A 16,690-nucleotide genomic window follows, 5' to 3' on the forward strand; every position below is an offset into this window, starting at 1 on the left:
TCCTATGCTCGCACTTGCCCACCAACAGACCCAACGCCACGCCCGCTGGCTTGGCGGACTCATACTCCTTCTGCTGTTTGCTATCGTGGTGAGCCTCTGCGCAGGCGAACAATGGATTGCCCCTGGCGACTGGCTCAGCGCCCGCGGGCAACTTTTCGTCTGGCAGATCCGTCTTCCCCGAACCCTTGCGGTGGTGCTGGTTGGTGCGGCGCTGGCGCTGTGCGGTACCGTGATGCAGGCGCTGTTTGAAAATCCGCTGGCGGAGCCGGGGCTGCTTGGCGTCTCGAACGGCGCAGGCGTGGGCCTGATTGCCGCCGTTATGCTGGGGCAGGGGGCGCTGCCTACCTGGGCACTCGGCCTGTGCGCCATTGCCGGAGCGCTGATTATTACGCTGATCCTGCTGCACTTCGCCCGTCGTCACCTCTCTATCAGCCGCCTGCTGCTGGCGGGCGTTGCGCTGGGCATTATCTGCAGCGCGCTAATGACGTGGGCCATCTACTTCTCGACCTCCTTCGATCTGCGCCAGCTCATGTACTGGATGATGGGCGGATTCGGCGGCGTTGACTGGCAGCAGGGGTGGCTGATGCTGGCTCTGCTGCCGGTCATGGGTTGGGTTTGTCTGCAGTCGCAGCCGCTGAACATGTTGGCGCTGGGGGAAACATCCGCCCGCCAGCTTGGTCTGCCGCTGTGGTTCTGGCGCAACGTGCTGGTGGTTGCCATCGGTTGGATGGTCGGGGTCAGCGTAGCGCTGGCCGGGTCAATCGGTTTTATTGGCCTGGTGATCCCCCATATCCTGCGCCTCTGCGGTCTGACCGATCATCGCGTGCTGCTGCCCGGCTGTGCGCTGGCAGGGGCAAGCGCGCTGCTGTTTGCGGATATTGTTGCCCGTCAAGCGCTCAACGCGGCAGAGCTGCCTATCGGTGTGGTCACCGCAACGCTAGGCGCGCCGGTGTTTATCTGGCTGCTGCTGAAGGCCGCGAGGTAAGAGCGCACTCGCACCGCACTTAACTCCCTATCGCGAAGAAACTTTTACGATAAAATTGCGCATGAGTAGACGTCGTCATATTGTCTATTATTAAAGGCCAGCGACTGAACCGCTGGCGCGTTTGATAACTAAGGGGATGCTATGCAACACGATATTCTAAACACTGATGTGACGACGATTGATGGCGAGAAGACCACGCTTGCTGATTACCAGGGCAAGGTGCTGCTGGTGGTCAACGTAGCGTCTAAATGCGGCCTGACGGCACAGTATGAGCAGCTGGAGAACATTCAAAAGGCCTGGGAGAAAGACGGTTTTGTGGTGCTGGGCTTCCCCTGCAACCAGTTTTTAGGCCAGGAGCCGGGCAGCGAAGAGGAGATCAAAACCTTCTGCAGCACGACCTATGGCGTTACCTTCCCGATGTTCAGCAAAATTGACGTCAACGGTGAGAATCGTCATCCGCTCTATCAGAAGCTGATCGCTGCTGCGCCAACTGCCGTTGCGCCGGAGAGCAGCGGATTTTACGAGCGTCTCGCCAGCAAAGGGCGTGCACCGCTCTATCCTGACGATATCCTGTGGAACTTTGAAAAATTCCTGATTGGCCGTGATGGGCAGGTCGTCCAGCGCTTTGCGCCGGATATGACGCCGGAAGATCCTATCGTGATGGAAGCCATCAAGCTGGCATTAGCAAAATAGTGAACGCATTAATGACGCTACAGGATGTAGCGGAATCCGGCAGGCTGGGGCCCGTCACGGTCACGGTCAATGCCGGAGAAATTCTGCATCTGGTGGGACCAAACGGCGCCGGGAAGAGTACCCTGCTGGCGCGAATGGCCGGGCTGACAAGCGGGCCGGGTAGCATCACGCTCAGCGGCATGCCGCTCAATGACTGGCACGCTACCGCGCTGGCCCGGCGTCGCGCCTACCTTGCTCAGCAGCAAACGCCCCCCTTTGCCATGCCGGTGTGGCACTATCTAACCCTGCACCAGCGCGATCGCAGCCACACTGCGTTACTGCATGACGTCGCCGGGGCGCTGGGGCTCGATGATAAGCTCGGACGCAAGGCAAATCAGCTTTCAGGCGGTGAGTGGCAGCGGGTACGGTTGGCCGCGGTGATTTTGCAGATCCACCCTGAAGGCAACCCTGAGGGGCAGCTACTGCTGCTGGATGAGCCGATGAACAGTCTGGACGTGGCCCAGCAGGCGGCGCTCGACCGCCTGTTGAATACGCTCTATCAGGCGGGTATTACCGTGGTGACGAGCAGCCACGATCTGAATCATACCCTGCGCCATGCTCACCAGGCATGGCTGCTGCGCAACGGTGAGCTGATTGCCAGCGGTCCGCGCGATAGCGTGCTAACGCCGCCCAGGCTGGCCCAGGCCTACGGTATGCCTTTTCGCCGTCTTGACGTTGAGGGGCATAGCGTACTTATTTCTACGTTGTAAACACAGAGCATATTGCGCGGCGCTTTCCCGTCACGCTACATTACTGGAAAAATAATAAAGCAGAGGATCCGCCCCGCATGCGCCTATGGTTTTTTTTCGCCGCCGTGCTTTTGTTAGCTGGATGTAGCCACCACCGGGCCCCACCGCCGAATCCACGGCTGGCAGACTCGATCACCGTTATCGCCAACCTTAACGATCAGCTTAGCCACTGGCGGGGCACGCCGTACCGTTACGGCGGTATGAGCCGGGGTGGGATCGATTGTTCTGGCTTTGTACTGATGACCTTCCGGGATCGGTTTGATCTGCGTCTGCCCCGAGAGACGCGCCAACAGGCCAGGATCGGCACCGAGATAGACAAAGATGACCTGTTGCCCGGAGACCTGGTGTTCTTCAAAACCGGGTCGGGGGAGAGCGGCCTGCACGTTGGCATCTACGACACTGATAACCAGTTTATTCATGCTTCCACCAGCCGTGGAGTGATGAAATCCTCGCTTGATAACGTCTACTGGCGTAAAAAATTCTGGCAGGCGCGCCGAATTTAACCGGCACAACCCTGCAGGGTGCTAATAAAAAACGGAGCTAACAGGCTCCGTTTTTTATTAAATAATACTAATTAATGAGGTCACTAATAGTTATCAACTATTTTATTAATCCAGTTTTATCTGCTGGCGCTTATCGTGTTCCCAGGATAATCTTTAATGCTGGCTAAGGATAGTCTTATTCATTTCTGGATTAGGTATAGGGATAATGATTATTACACTCGACAAAACATGGCGCTCAGAGCTGCTTTTCAATCCGGCCCGTAATGCCGAGGGCGAATTGCAGGGACTGGAGATCGCCGTTAACTTTGTAGGCGTCAACCGTGAGGCACAGGCGCCCGCAGAGCTGATTTTGCCTCACTTAACACCACAGCAGTCCGAAATGCTATTTATTGAACAGCTACAATTACTCAGCGTATGTCAGCATTTCTTTATTCAGCATCAGATTGCCGCATGGATTAATATTACACCAGCAGTTGTAGAAAGATTGTTAAAGGATGATGATTTAGCGGCGTCTGTTAATCGGTATCCATTTATTGAGTTTATGGTTAATGAGAATTATCTTAACTTAAACAGTGAAAGTGAGAATAGTTTGCTGTCTCAATTAAGCAGCAGGTTCCCTCTTGTTCTGGCAAATTTCGGCGCGGGAGCGGCATCAACCCGAGCCGTATTTGAGGGTCTTTTTGCTCGCGTTAGGCTGGATAAGCATTTTGTTTCACAGCGTCTTAAGTCGCCATCGTTTCAGCCTTTTATGCAGGCGATTATCACCCAGGTTGAACCCTACTGCCGTTCAATAATGATTGCGGGGATAGATAGTGAGCAGATGCTGAAGAAAGTGAGGCCGTTTGCCTTTAGCGCTATGCAGGGAAGCCTGTGGCCGCCGGTGCTCCCGGAGCAGATTACCGACCTGGTGAAGTGATACCCGTGCACTCTGCCTGTGTTTATTCCTCCTGATACCCTCTACACTACAGTAAAAGGAGGATCCATGACCCTTACGTTTACGACACGCTGGCGCGATGAGCTGCCGGGATTTTACACCTCGCTTTCTCCTACGCCGCTGCGTAACGCGCGCGTGCTATGGCATAACGCTGCGCTGGCCCAGGATCTGGCCATACCCGATGCGCTCTTTACTCCTGAGGAAGGAGCAGGCGTCTGGGGTGGTGAAACGCTGCTGCCGGGCATGTCCCCTCTGGCGCAGGTCTACAGCGGCCATCAGTTTGGCGTCTGGGCCGGTCAGCTAGGTGATGGTCGCGGCATCCTGCTCGGCGAGCAGCTGTTGGCTGATGGCAAAACCGTCGACTGGCATCTTAAAGGAGCCGGAAAGACGCCTTACTCCCGGATGGGCGATGGGCGCGCCGTGCTGCGCTCGACCATTCGCGAAAGCCTGGCGTCAGAGGCGATGCACTACCTGGGGATCCCCACCACCCGGGCGCTGGCGATAGCGACCAGTGATACGCCCGTGGCACGGGAAACCACCGAGCAGGGTGCAATGCTGATGCGCATTGCCGAGAGCCATCTGCGCTTCGGTCATTTCGAGCATTTCTACTACCGCCGCGAGCCAGAGAAGGTTCGCCAGCTGGCAGATTTCGCCATTCGTCACCACTGGCCGCACCTTGCTGATGAGAGCGACAAATATGTGCTCTGGCTGCGGGATGTGGTAGCGCGTACCGCGACGTTGATTGCCCAGTGGCAGGCGGTCGGTTTTGCTCACGGCGTTATGAATACCGACAATATGTCGATACTGGGCCTGACCATCGACTACGGCCCGTTCGGTTTTCTGGATGACTATCAGCCAGGGTTTATCTGTAATCACTCTGACTATCAGGGCCGCTACCGTTTTGATAATCAGCCTGCGGTCGGCCTGTGGAATCTCCAGCGTCTTGCCCAGACGCTATCGCCCTTTATCGATGTCGATACCCTGAACAGCGTGCTGGATGAGTATCAGCAGGTGCTGCTGGAGCAGTACGGGAAGCTTCTGCGTAGCAAGCTAGGGCTGTTCACCGAGCAGCGCGGCGATAACGAGCTGCTGAACACGCTCTTTGCCCTGATGGCGCGGGAGGGAAGCGACTATACCCGCACGTTCCGTATGCTGAGCACCACCGAGCAGCACAGCGCCAGTTCGCCGCTGCGCGATGAGTTTATCGATCGCGGCGCGTTTGATACCTGGTTTAGCACCTATCGTACGCGGTTGCAGGGCGAGCAGATCGACGATGCTGAACGTCAGCGGCAGATGAAAGGCGTGAATCCTGCGCTGGTGCTGCGTAACTGGCTGGCCCAGCGGGCTATCAGCGACGCCGAGAAGGGCGATACCCAGGAGCTGGAGCGGTTGCACCAGGCATTACGCGATCCCTTTAGCGATCGTAGCGATGACTATGTTAGCCGGCCGCCCGACTGGGGCAAACATCTGGAAGTGAGCTGTTCAAGCTAAAAGAGAGTGCCCGCCGCAGCGGTGGCGGGCAGGATGTCAAAGACGGGTGGACACCGCGGCAGAGAGCTTTTCTACCAGCAGAGCCGTGTCTTCCCAGTGCAGGCACGGGTCGGTAATGGACTGGCCATAGGTGAGCGGCTGTCCGGCAACAATCTTCTGCGTTCCTTCCTGCAGGAAACTCTCCGCCATGATCCCAGCGATGGCCGTTGAGCCGTTACGGATCTGCTGACAAATGTCGTCACATACCTCTAGCTGGCGGCGATGCTGCTTCTGGCAGTTGCCGTGGCTAAAATCCACCACCAGATGTTCGGGCAGAGAGAACTCGCTCAACGTATCGCAGGCCTCGGCAATGGCCTCAGCGTGGTAGTTAGGCGTTTTTCCGCCGCGCATAATGATATGCCCGTAAGGATTACCGCTGGTCTGATAGATGGTCATCTGCCCATTCTTATCCGGCGAGAGGAACATATGGCTCGCCCGCGAGGCACGGATAGCGTCAACCGCAATGCGGGTGTTGCCATCCGTACCGTTTTTGAAGCCTACCGGGCAGGAGAGCGCCGACGCCATCTCTCGGTGGATCTGGCTTTCGGTAGTACGCGCCCCGATTGCGCCCCAGCTAATAAGATCGGCAATAAACTGTCCGGTCACCATATCGAGAAATTCGGTGGCGGTCGGAACGCCCAGCTCGTTCACCTGAAGCAGCAGCTTCCGCGCCAGCTCCATGCCGTGATTAACCCGATAGCTGCCGTTGAGATCGGGATCGGAGATCAGACCCTTCCAGCCCACAACGGTGCGGGGTTTCTCAAAATAGGTACGCATGACGATCTCAAGCGTATCCTGATGCTTTTCGCGCAGTGCCTGTAACCGGCGAGCATACTCGAGCGCGGCATCAAGATCGTGGATGGAGCAGGGTCCTACGATCACCAGCAGACGGCGATCTTCACCGTTTAAGATTTTCTCAATTCGCCGACGCGCAGCGTTAACATGTTCCGCAACCTGTCGGGAGAGAGGATACCGCTCGGCCAGTTCGGCTGGCGTCACCAGGCTCTCAATGCGCGCAGTGCGGAGTTCATCAGTTTTGTTCATGACTTATCTCAGAAATTGGCGGCTTCAACGGCAAAAGTGCCGGAAGTAATGGGCATCACGATAAACCAATCCTTGATGTTTTCAAGTATGAGGGTGATGCGCATCACAAATCTGCGGGCAATGATAACGGAAAACGGCGTCCTGTACTAGCTAATTAGTACATGCTGCGATTCAACTTCATAATGTCGAGTATCTTGGTGGCGATCTCCTCAACCGAATAGTTGGTGCTGTTGAGGTAGGGAATATTGTTTTTACGATAGAGGGCCTCTACCTCGGCCAGCTCCAGCCGACACTGCCGCATGGATGCGTAGCGGCTGTTCTCCACGCGCTCCTCACGGATCGCTGCCAGACGTTCTGCGTTAATGGTCAGGCCAAACAGCTTGTGCTGCAGCGGCTTTAGCGCAGCGGGCAGTACCAGGTTATCCATGTCATCGGCAATGAAGGGATAGTTGGCGGCGCGAATGCCAAACTGCATCGCCAGATAGAGGCTGGTAGGCGTTTTACCGCAGCGGGACACGCCCAGCAAAATGACCTGCGCCTGTTCAAGGTTGCGCATCGAGATACCGTCATCGTGGGCAAGGGTGTAATCAATGGCCGCGATGCGGGCATCGTACCGCGTCAGGTTTCCCGGATTGAGGCCGTGGGTGCGGTGGGTGATCGGCGTCGGATCGAGCTTAAGCTCCTGCTGGAGCGGAGCCACCAGCGCCTGAACGATATCCTGGCAGAAACCCTGGCTCTGGGTAATGATGCTGCGGATCTCGGGTGTCACAATAGAGTAGAAGACCAGAGGGCGCACGCCGGTCTGCTGAAAAATGGCGTCAATCTGCTCCTTGACCGCATTTGCGCGCTGGACGTTTTCCACAAATGGCAGCGTGATGCTGTGCACGGCAACGGGAAACTGCGACATGACCGCATGCCCGAGAACCTCTGCCGTAATGGCCGTGCCGTCAGAAATATAAAACACCTGCCGATCCACTGAATTTTCCATTTTTATCCCCCCATAGCATGATGGTGTTAAAGCCTGAATTAATTTATGTACCATACTACTGCGCCACTCGCATCTATAAAAAATGAAATGCTGTTTTTATTTTTACTGAAATGTCCATTTCACTTTTGCTTTTCATGTGCAGAGCACGTTTCAAAAAGAGTGCAAACAAATCATGAAGTTACAAAATAGCGTGAAACTGTCCGAAAAATAGAAAAATAAATTTGCTTGAACGATTCACCGTTTTTTTAAGCGAGCCAGGTATGCCAGGATAAATAGGTACGTCAGGAGTTATTGACTCAATCATATATCAAAAAAGGATTGTCCGATGTCCAACAATGGCTCGTCACCGCTGGTGCTCTGGTATAACCAACTCGGGATGAATGATGTTGACCGCGTGGGGGGCAAAAATGCCTCTCTGGGTGAGATGATCACCAATCTGTCTGAAACAGGGGTATCGGTCCCGAACGGATTCGCCACCACGGCGGATGCTTTTAATCAGTTTCTTGACCAAAGCGGCGTCAACCAGCGTATCTATGAGCTGCTGGATCACACGGACATTGATGACGTTGGTGAGCTGGCGAAAGCCGGGGCGCAGATCCGGCAGTGGATCATCGATACGCCTTTCACGCCAGAGCTAGAACACGCTATCCATGACGCCTATAACCAACTCTCGGAAGGCGACGCCGAAGCATCGTTTGCCGTGCGCTCCTCTGCCACGGCGGAAGATATGCCGGATGCCTCGTTTGCCGGACAGCAGGAAACCTTCCTCAATGTCCAGGGCTACGATGCGGTGCTGGTGGCGGTAAAACACGTGTTTGCCTCGCTGTTTAACGATCGCGCTATCTCTTATCGCGTGCATCAGGGCTATGACCACCGTGGCGTGGCGCTCTCCGCAGGCGTGCAGCGCATGGTGCGCTCCGATTTAGCCTCCTCCGGCGTTATGTTCTCCATCGATACCGAGTCCGGCTTCGATCAGGTGGTGTTCATCACCTCTGCCTGGGGCCTTGGCGAAATGGTCGTGCAGGGGGCGGTCAATCCGGACGAGTTCTATGTTCACAAGCCGACGCTGGCAAACGATCGTCCGGCCATCGTGCGGCGCACTATGGGATCAAAAAAGATCCGCATGGTCTACGCCCCAAGCCAGGAGCACGGCAAGCAGGTGCGTATTGAAGACGTGCCAGAGGCCGATCGCGATCTGTTCTCGTTGACCGATGATGAGGTTCAGGCGCTGGCGAAGCAGGCGGTGCTGATCGAGCAACACTACGGTCGCCCGATGGATATCGAGTGGGCCAAAGATGGCCATACCGGCAAGCTCTATATTGTGCAGGCCCGCCCGGAGACCGTGCGTTCCCGTGGACAGGTCATGGAGCGCTACACGCTTCATGACCAGGGCAAAGTGGTGGTTGAAGGCCGGGCAATCGGCCACCGCATTGGCGCAGGGCCGGTGAAGGTCATTCACGATATCAGCGAAATGAACCGCATTCAGCCCGGCGACGTGCTGGTAACCGACATGACCGACCCAGATTGGGAACCGATCATGAAAAAAGCCGCGGCCATTGTCACCAACCGCGGCGGACGTACCTGCCACGCGGCGATCATTGCCCGCGAGCTCGGCATTCCAGCCGTTGTGGGCTGCGGTGACGCCACCGACCGCATTCGCGATGGCGAGAAGGTTACCGTCTCCTGTGCCGAAGGCGATACGGGCTATGTTTATGCCGAGATGCTCGACTTCAGCGTGAAAAGCTCCAGCGTTGACACCATGCCTGACCTGCCGCTGAAGATCATGATGAACGTCGGCAACCCGGATCGCGCGTTTGACTTCGCCTGCCTGCCAAACGAAGGCGTAGGTCTGGCGCGTCTGGAGTTCATCATCAACCGCATGATCGGCGTGCATCCGCGGGCGCTGCTGGAGTTTGACGATCAGACCCCAGAGCTGCAAAAAGAGATCCGCGAGATGATGAAAGGCTACGATTCGCCTAAGGCGTTCTATGTCGGTCGTCTGAGCGAAGGCATTGCCACCCTCGGCGCGGCGTTCTGGCCGAAGCGCGTTATCGTGCGGCTCTCTGATTTTAAATCCAACGAGTATGCCAACCTGGTGGGCGGAGAGCGCTACGAGCCGGAAGAGGAGAACCCGATGCTGGGCTTCCGTGGCGCGGGCCGCTACGTCTCTGACAGCTTCCGCGACTGCTTTGCGCTGGAGTGCGAGGCGGTAAAATACGTGCGTAACGATATGGGTCTCACTAACGTCGAAATTATGATCCCCTTCGTGCGCACCGTTGACCAGGCGAAAGCGGTGGTGGACGAGCTGGCGCGTCAGGGCCTTAAGCGCGGTGAAGACGGGCTGAAGGTGATCATGATGTGCGAGATCCCGTCCAACGCCCTGCTGGCAGAGCAGTTCCTTGAACATTTTGACGGCTTCTCCATCGGCTCGAACGATATGACGCAGCTGACTCTGGGCCTCGATCGCGACTCCGGCGTGGTCTCAGAACTGTTTGACGAACGCAACGAGGCAGTTAAAGCGCTGCTGTCGATGGCGATCCGCGCGGCGAAAAAAGAGGGCAAGTATGTAGGCATTTGTGGTCAGGGCCCGTCCGACCACGAGGACTTTGCCGCATGGCTGATGGAAGAGGGCATTGACAGCCTGTCGTTGAACCCGGATACCGTGGTTCAGACCTGGCTGAGCCTCGCTGAAATCAAGTAAAACGCCACCGTTCTCTTAAAGCCTCCCACCTGGGAGGCTTTTTTATTCGTTACAGATTTTTATTTGGTCGAAAGAATTTCTGCTGATGTGACGACACCTTGGTTTATTTATCCATGCCGAACTACCCTTACAGAGGCTAAAGCTGAAGCCATTCCAGCTCTATTTTTTTTAACCGTCGAAAATTGCGACATAAGCCGTAAGGTTATAAGGGAGAAGAAAAGATGGCCGATCAACATGTACATGTCAGAAACGATTACGATGACGTATATACGCCGGGTAGAGGCGTCCCCCTAAAACGTATTTCCTGGAGTGCAGTGTTTGCCGGCGTCATTATTTCAATGGTGCTCTACTTAATTCTTTCTATTCTTGGCACCGCGATTGGTGCCAGCACTATCGATCCTCTGGAAGAGCAAGATCCGATGGGCGGTATCGGCATGGGCGCGGCCATCTGGACTGGCTTGAGCATGCTGATCGCCATTGCCGCAGGGGCCTATGCCAGCGGCAGGCTGGCACAGCGAGAGGGGGCGTTGCATGGTCTGCTGATGTTTGGCGTCAATACTCTCATTAGCGCCTGGTTCGTCATTATGCTGGCAAATAGCGCGGTCACCGGTGCCATGAATATATTGGGGGCCGGTTTACAGGCGGTAGGCAGTGGCGTCACGGCGGTTGCACCGTCGGTTAAGGATATGGCGAAAGAGAAGCTCGCAGAGAACAATATTAACCTCGATAGTTTACAAGATGAGCTTGAAACAACGTTGCGCCAGACCGGGAAACCGGAGTTGCAGCCAGAGGCGCTGCAAAATCAGGCGCAGAATGAAGCAAATAATGCTCAGAACCAGGCGGCAGCAACGGCTAACACGCCGCAGACGGCTGATACTGATGTCGCCGCCTTTATTAAAGGCTTAATTGACAGAAATCAGAGCACCTTCCAGGCAGCCGACCGCGAAGCGCTGAAAAATATTATTAAGGCGCGTACCGGTAAATCTGATGCTGAAGCGGAACAGATTGTCGCCCAGACGGAAAAGAGCTATCAGGAAGCGCGGGCGAAATTTGACGAGCTGAAAGCGCAGGCCGAGAAAAAAGCCCGTGAAGCGGGTGAGAAAGCGGCAGCTGCGACGGCTAAAGCCAGCTGGTTCACCTTCTTTATGCTGCTGATTGAAGCGGTACTGGCCGGTGCTATGGGTATGGTAGGACGTCGTACTCAGCCGCGTCAGGTAACGGCGAACGAACGTCGCAGATAATATCGATGGTTATTTAAACGTAAAGCCAGCCTTCGGTCTGGCTTTTTTTATGCATGGTTTCAGCACAATTTTCAGTGATGGAATTTAGCTTAAAAAAAAGCCCATCGTGGGAGATGGGCAAAGACTACACACAGCAATTCGTTGTTTCACTCAGGGGATTTCCATGCTTATAAATCAAAGCCTTGATTTATAACCGTGCCTTAATAGTAGGCATCCCCTAATTTTGAGTCGATCAGATTCGTCTCAATAGTTAATCATAAGTAACGATTTTGCGACAAGGGAAATGAGAGATATAGCGTATATATAGTGGGTTGCGCGGTCCGACCAGAAAGGAAATATAAATAATTGATAAGCGTGGCTTAATAGTGAAGCGGGTTTCCCCGCTTACTGGTTATTTATTATGCACTTTATTATGTGCTTCGCGCTCGTTCACCTTTTCCAGCAAATTATCGCTAACATCGCCGGGAGCAGGGACTTCTTTTACCCACGCATCGAAAAGACGCCATGACACGGCGAGCAGAACCGGACCGATAAAAAGACCGATCATGCCAAAGGCGATGAGTCCGCCAATGACGCCCGAGAGGATAAGAATTAACGGCAAATCAGCACCCATGCGGATCAGCACCGGGCGGATAACGTTATCCAGCGTACCGACTACGCAGCTCCAGACCAGCAGGACCGTGCCCCAGGTCGTATCTCCGCTCCAGTAGAGCCAGATAATGGCAGGAATAAGCACCGGCAACGGACCAATCTGCACGAGGCAGGAGAGGATCATCACCACCGTAAACAGGGTTGGATAGGGCACGCCGCTGATTGCCAGCCCAATGCCGCCCAGCACCGCCTGCACCAGCGCGGTAACCACCACGCCAAGGGCGACGGCGCGGATAGCCTGGGCTGCCAGCAGCACGGCGGTATCGCCCCGCCTGCCGGCGAGACGGGTAGCAAAGTGGCGAATACCCTGAGCGACCCGCTCACCGCGCCAGAACAGCAGGGCGCTGAACAGGAGCATTAGCGCACAGTGCATCATAAAGCGTCCAATGTGCGCTGCCTGGCCGACAAACCAGGTCGTAGTGGCACCCAAATAGGGCCGCACCTTGGCCATAATCGCGCTGCCCCCCATATCCAGCAGGTTATGCCAGCCGAGATAGAGGTTATGGCCTACCAGCGGAATGCTCTTAAGCCAGGCTAAATCCGGCGGCGTCAGATCGCCGGAGCTAATCGCACGGATCACCGGGCCGCTGCCGTCAACGAGGCTGTTAACCAGCAGGGCAATCGGAATAACAAATACCAGGATTAAGATCAGCGTCATGCACAGCACCGCCAGGGAGCGACGGCCCGCCAGCACGCGCTGAAAGCGTAAAAACAGCGGCCAGGTCGCAATAACGATAGTCCCCGCCCATGCAAAGCTAAGGATAAAAGGTTGCACTATCCATAAACAGGCAACGATCATAACGGCTAAAAACAGCACCGAGAGCAGGATCTGAGCCACATCCCCGCGCTGACGACTAGTGATCATAAAATCTATCCACCTTTTTTATTCGCCGAACCGTCGGCGCAGCGTTTGATTTATACAAGAGTACGGCTGTGAATTTCAGCGTATTTTGCCCGCGCTATTTTGCCCGTAATTCACATGGGCGTAGCGTAAAAAAATGTGATACAACGATAAATCACAACGCAAACGATACACTTACAACATTAACAGGCAGGCAGGGTCAACGGTAATGATCCCACAGATTTCTCAAGCACCCGGCGTCGTTCAGCTGGTGCTCAATTTTTTGCAGGCACTGGAGCAACAGGGTTTTACAGGTGATACCGCCACGGATTACGCCGACCGGCTGACCATGGCGACCGATAACAGTATTTACCAGCTGCTTCCCGATGCGGTGGTATTCCCCCGTTCTACTGCCGATGTCTCCCTGATCACCCGTCTTGCCGGTGAGGCCCGCTTCCAGTCGCTGGTCTTTACGCCGCGCGGCGGCGGTACGGGCACTAACGGCCAGGCGCTCAACCACGGCATTATTGTCGATCTCTCTCGCTATATGAACCGTATCCTTGAGATCAATCCTGAAGAGGGTTGGGTACGGGTAGAAGCGGGCGTGATCAAGGATCAGCTAAACCAGTTTTTAAAACCGTACGGCTTCTTCTTCGCCCCGGAGCTTTCCACCAGCAACCGCGCCACGCTGGGCGGCATGATCAATACCGACGCCTCCGGGCAGGGCTCGCTGGTCTACGGTAAAACTTCCGACCACGTGCTGGGGGTGCGAGCCGTGCTGCTGGGCGGCGATCTGCTGGATACGCAGCCGGTGTCGCTGGAGCTGGCGCGTACGCTTGGGCAGGCGCAAACGGCACAGGGGCGGATCTATAAAACGGTCTATGACAGCTGCTTCGATAATCGTCAGCTTGTTATCGATAAGTTTCCTAAGCTGAACCGGTTCCTGACCGGGTACGATCTGCGCCACGTTTTCAACGATGAGATGACGACCTTTGATCTCACCCGCATTCTGACCGGTTCGGAGGGCACGCTGGCCTTTATTACCGAGGCGCGGCTGGATATCACGCCGCTGCCGAAGGTGCGTCGGCTGGTCAACGTTAAGTATGACTCCTTTAACTCGGCGCTTCGCAATGCGCCGTTTATGGTTGAGGCGCAGGCGCTGTCGGTTGAGACCGTTGACTCTACGGTGCTTAACCTGGCGCGGGAGGATATTGTCTGGCACTCGGTGCACGATTTAATTACCGATGTGCCGGATAAAACCATGCTGGGGCTGAACATCGTTGAGTTTGCCGGCGATGATGCCGAGCTGATTGACGCGCGGGTCCATGCCCTTTGCCAGCGTCTGGATGAGCTGATCGCTGCTCAGGAGGGCGGAGTGATTGGCTGGCAGGTATGCAGCGAGCTGGCGGGAATTGAGCGTATCTATGCGATGCGTAAAAAAGCGGTCGGCCTGCTGGGAAATGCCAAAGGCGCGGCGAAGCCGATCCCCTTTGCAGAGGATACCTGCGTGCCGCCGGAGCATCTGGCGGACTACATCGTTGAGTTTCGTGCCCTGCTCGACAGCCACGGGCTGAACTACGGCATGTTTGGCCACGTGGATGCGGGGGTGCTGCACGTGCGTCCGGCGCTGGATATGTGCGACCCGCAGCAAGAGATGCTGATGAAAAGGATCTCCGACGAGGTGGTGGCCCTGACGGCGAAGTACGGTGGCCTGCTCTGGGGCGAGCACGGCAAGGGCTTCCGCGCGGAATACAGCCCGGCGTTCTTTGGCGAGCAGCTCTATGGCGAACTGCGCAAAGTTAAGGCCGCGTTCGATCCACAGAACCGACTCAATCCGGGTAAAATCTGCCCGCCTGCGGGCCTCGATGCGCCGATGATGCAGGTCGATGCCGTGAAGCGCGGCACCTTTGATCGGCAGATCCCTGGTAGCGTACGCGCCTCATGGCGTGGCGCGATGGAGTGCAACGGCAACGGGCTGTGCTTTAACTTTGATGCCAAAAGCCCGATGTGTCCGTCGATGAAAATCACCAGCAACCGCATCCACTCTCCTAAAGGCCGGGCCACGCTGGTACGCGAATGGCTGCGGCTGCTGGCGGATCGCGGTATCGATCCCATCAAGTTAGAGAAGGAGCTGCCGGGAAAACGCGCCAGTCTGCGAGGCCTGATCGAGCGTACCCGCAACAGCTGGCATGCCCGCCACGGCGAGTATGACTTCTCGCACGAGGTGAAAGAGGCGATGTCCGGCTGTCTGGCGTGCAAAGCCTGCTCTACCCAGTGCCCGATTAAAATTGACGTGCCGGAGTTTCGCTCGCGCTTCCTGCAGCTTTATCACACTCGCTATCTGCGCCCGCTCAGCGACCACGTTATCGCCAGCGTCGAGAGCTATGCGCCGCTGATGGCCCGAGCGCCGAAAACCTTTAACTTCTTTATGAGCCAGCCCTGGGTGCGAGCCCTGTCGGCTACCCATATTGGGATGGTGGATCTGCCTCTGCTGTCGGTGCCTTCCCTGCAACAGCAGATGGTGGGTCACCGCTCGGCAAACATGACGCTCGACGAGCTGGAGCAGCTTAGCGAGGAGGAGCGAGCTAAAACGGTGCTGGTGGTGCAGGATCCCTTTACCAGCTACTACGACGCGCAGGTGGTGAGCGATTTTGTCCGTCTCGTTGAGAGGCTGGGCTACCAGCCGGTAGTGCTGCCCTTCTCCCCGAACGGTAAGGCGCAGCATATCAAAGGCTTCCTGACGCGCTTTGCAAAAACGGCGCAGAAAACCTCTGACTTCCTCACGCGCGTGGCGCAGCTGGGCATGCCGATGGTGGGCGTTGATCCAGCGCTGGTGCTCTGCTATCGCGATGAGTACAAGCAGACGTTAGGTGACAAGCGGGGAGAGTTTAACGTTCAGCTGGTACACGAGTGGCTGCCCGCCGCATTGGCCTCTCATGAAGAGCGGATCCCAGGCGGCGAGGCATGGTATCTGTTTGGCCACTGCACGGAGGTGACCGCGCTGCCGGGTGCGCCTGCACAGTGGGCAACAATTTTTGCACGCTTTGGCGCTAAGCTTGAAAACGTCAGCGTCGGCTGCTGCGGGATGGCCGGAACCTACGGCCACGAAATGAAAAATCACGCTAACTCGCTGGGGATTTACGAGCTGTCCTGGCATCAGGCCATGCAGCGCCTGCCGCGTAACCGCTGCCTGGCAACGGGCTACTCCTGCCGCAGCCAGGTGAAACGCATCGAGGGCAGCGGCGTGCGCCATCCGCTACAGGCACTGCTGGAGATAATGGGATGATCTGGAAACGTACGGCTACCCTCGACGCGCTCAACGCGATGGGCGAGGGCAATATGGTAGGGCTGCTGGATATTCGTTTCGAGCGCATCGGTGACGATGTGCTTGAGGCTTCGATGCCCGTCGACGCCCGCACGCATCAGCCCTTTGGCCTGCTGCACGGCGGCGCGTCGGTGGTGCTGGCAGAAACCCTCGGTTCGGTGGCGGGCTATCTCTGCACCGAGGGTGAGCATCGCGTGGTAGGGATTGAGGTCAACGCCAACCATATTCGCGCCGTACGCAGCGGCCGGGTGCGGGGCGTCTGTTCCGCGTTGCACACCGGCGGTCGCCATCAGGTCTGGCAGATTGATATCTTTGATGAGCAAAATCGACTGTGCTGCTCATCGCGGCTGACCACCGCCGTGGTATAAGTTATCGGGTAGACCAAATTTATTAAGTCCGCAAGGTGATTATTTAAAATCGTGGTACACTAGGCGCTATTGAATCTCCTGAGAAAGACGGTGTCCAA

At 56.2% G+C, this 16,690-nt stretch carries 13 protein-coding genes and 1 other RNA gene; 10 read left to right on the forward strand and 4 right to left on the reverse strand.

The features are described from left to right. Nucleotides 1-4 precede the first annotated feature (4 nt). The 6 genes from btuC to selO all read left to right on the forward strand — a co-directional run bounded on the left by btuC (nucleotide 5) and on the right by selO (nucleotide 5,394). Complete coding sequence (btuC, locus tag NR795_RS04870) at nucleotides 5-985, forward strand: vitamin B12 ABC transporter permease BtuC (RefSeq protein ID WP_257757368.1); 981 nt, start codon at nucleotides 5-7, stop codon at nucleotides 983-985. Between the two features lie 141 nt (nucleotides 986-1,126). Beyond that, nucleotides 1,127-1,678: a glutathione peroxidase gene (locus tag NR795_RS04875; RefSeq protein ID WP_144812089.1), complete on the forward strand. Its 552-nt coding sequence runs from the start codon at nucleotides 1,127-1,129 to the stop codon at nucleotides 1,676-1,678. Nucleotides 1,679-1,689: 11 nt separating this feature from the next. Continuing rightward, nucleotides 1,690-2,427 (forward strand): vitamin B12 ABC transporter ATP-binding protein BtuD, encoded by a 738-nt coding sequence (btuD, locus tag NR795_RS04880; RefSeq protein WP_374543794.1) that lies wholly within the window; start codon nucleotides 1,690-1,692, stop codon nucleotides 2,425-2,427. 77 nt (nucleotides 2,428-2,504) lie between these two features. Beyond that, on the forward strand, nucleotides 2,505-2,969 hold the full coding sequence (locus tag NR795_RS04885) for a C40 family peptidase (RefSeq protein ID WP_144812083.1): 465 nt from the start codon (nucleotides 2,505-2,507) through the stop codon (nucleotides 2,967-2,969). A gap of 205 nt (nucleotides 2,970-3,174) precedes the next feature. Continuing rightward, nucleotides 3,175-3,885, forward strand: a complete 711-nt coding sequence (locus tag NR795_RS04890) for an EAL domain-containing protein (protein WP_257757371.1) — start codon at nucleotides 3,175-3,177, stop codon at nucleotides 3,883-3,885. A gap of 66 nt (nucleotides 3,886-3,951) precedes the next feature. After that, the gene (gene selO / locus NR795_RS04895; RefSeq protein ID WP_257757372.1) at nucleotides 3,952-5,394 is read left to right on the forward strand and encodes a protein adenylyltransferase SelO; all 1,443 of its coding nucleotides are present in this window, start codon (nucleotides 3,952-3,954) and stop codon (nucleotides 5,392-5,394) included. A 36-nt stretch (nucleotides 5,395-5,430) separates the two neighbouring features. Here the strand turns inward: selO and aroH are convergent, their stop codons facing one another. Next, entirely contained in the window at nucleotides 5,431-6,477 is a 1,047-nt protein-coding gene (gene aroH / locus NR795_RS04900) for a 3-deoxy-7-phosphoheptulonate synthase AroH (protein ID WP_257757373.1), read from the reverse strand. A 154-nt stretch (nucleotides 6,478-6,631) separates the two neighbouring features. After that, nucleotides 6,632-7,465 carry a pyruvate, water dikinase regulatory protein gene (locus NR795_RS04905; protein ID WP_042394791.1) on the reverse strand — a complete coding sequence of 278 codons (834 nt, stop codon included), beginning with the start codon at nucleotides 7,463-7,465 and terminating at the stop codon, nucleotides 6,632-6,634. Nucleotides 7,466-7,790: 325 nt separating this feature from the next. On the opposite strand from NR795_RS04905, the gene ppsA reads away from it, so the two are divergent. Both ppsA and NR795_RS04915 read left to right on the forward strand, forming a co-directional pair. Continuing rightward, a complete protein-coding gene (ppsA, locus tag NR795_RS04910) occupies nucleotides 7,791-10,166 on the forward strand; it encodes a phosphoenolpyruvate synthase (RefSeq protein WP_144812072.1) in 2,376 nt (791 codons plus the stop codon). A 221-nt stretch (nucleotides 10,167-10,387) separates the two neighbouring features. Then, nucleotides 10,388-11,407, forward strand: a complete 1,020-nt coding sequence (locus tag NR795_RS04915) for a hypothetical protein (protein ID WP_257757376.1) — start codon at nucleotides 10,388-10,390, stop codon at nucleotides 11,405-11,407. Between the two features lie 89 nt (nucleotides 11,408-11,496). Here the strand turns inward: NR795_RS04915 and rprA are convergent. Then, nucleotides 11,497-11,604: antisense sRNA RprA (gene rprA / locus NR795_RS04920), an RNA gene on the reverse strand. A gap of 194 nt (nucleotides 11,605-11,798) precedes the next feature. Continuing rightward, nucleotides 11,799-12,923 (reverse strand): AI-2E family transporter YdiK, encoded by a 1,125-nt coding sequence (gene ydiK / locus NR795_RS04925; RefSeq protein ID WP_257757377.1) that lies wholly within the window; start codon nucleotides 12,921-12,923, stop codon nucleotides 11,799-11,801. A gap of 205 nt (nucleotides 12,924-13,128) precedes the next feature. On the opposite strand from ydiK, the gene NR795_RS04930 reads away from it, so the two are divergent. Continuing rightward, nucleotides 13,129-16,185 (forward strand): FAD-binding and (Fe-S)-binding domain-containing protein, encoded by a 3,057-nt coding sequence (locus tag NR795_RS04930; RefSeq protein ID WP_144812063.1) that lies wholly within the window; start codon nucleotides 13,129-13,131, stop codon nucleotides 16,183-16,185. Continuing rightward, nucleotides 16,182-16,592 carry a 1,4-dihydroxy-2-naphthoyl-CoA hydrolase gene (menI, locus tag NR795_RS04935; RefSeq protein WP_257757378.1) on the forward strand — a complete coding sequence of 137 codons (411 nt, stop codon included), beginning with the start codon at nucleotides 16,182-16,184 and terminating at the stop codon, nucleotides 16,590-16,592. Before NR795_RS04930 ends, menI begins: the two co-directional genes overlap by 4 nt. The last annotated feature ends 98 nt before the right edge of the window (nucleotides 16,593-16,690 follow it).

Source organism: Pseudescherichia sp. L3 (genome assembly GCF_024656065.1).
Taxonomy (GTDB): Bacteria; Pseudomonadota; Gammaproteobacteria; order Enterobacterales; family Enterobacteriaceae; genus Pseudescherichia.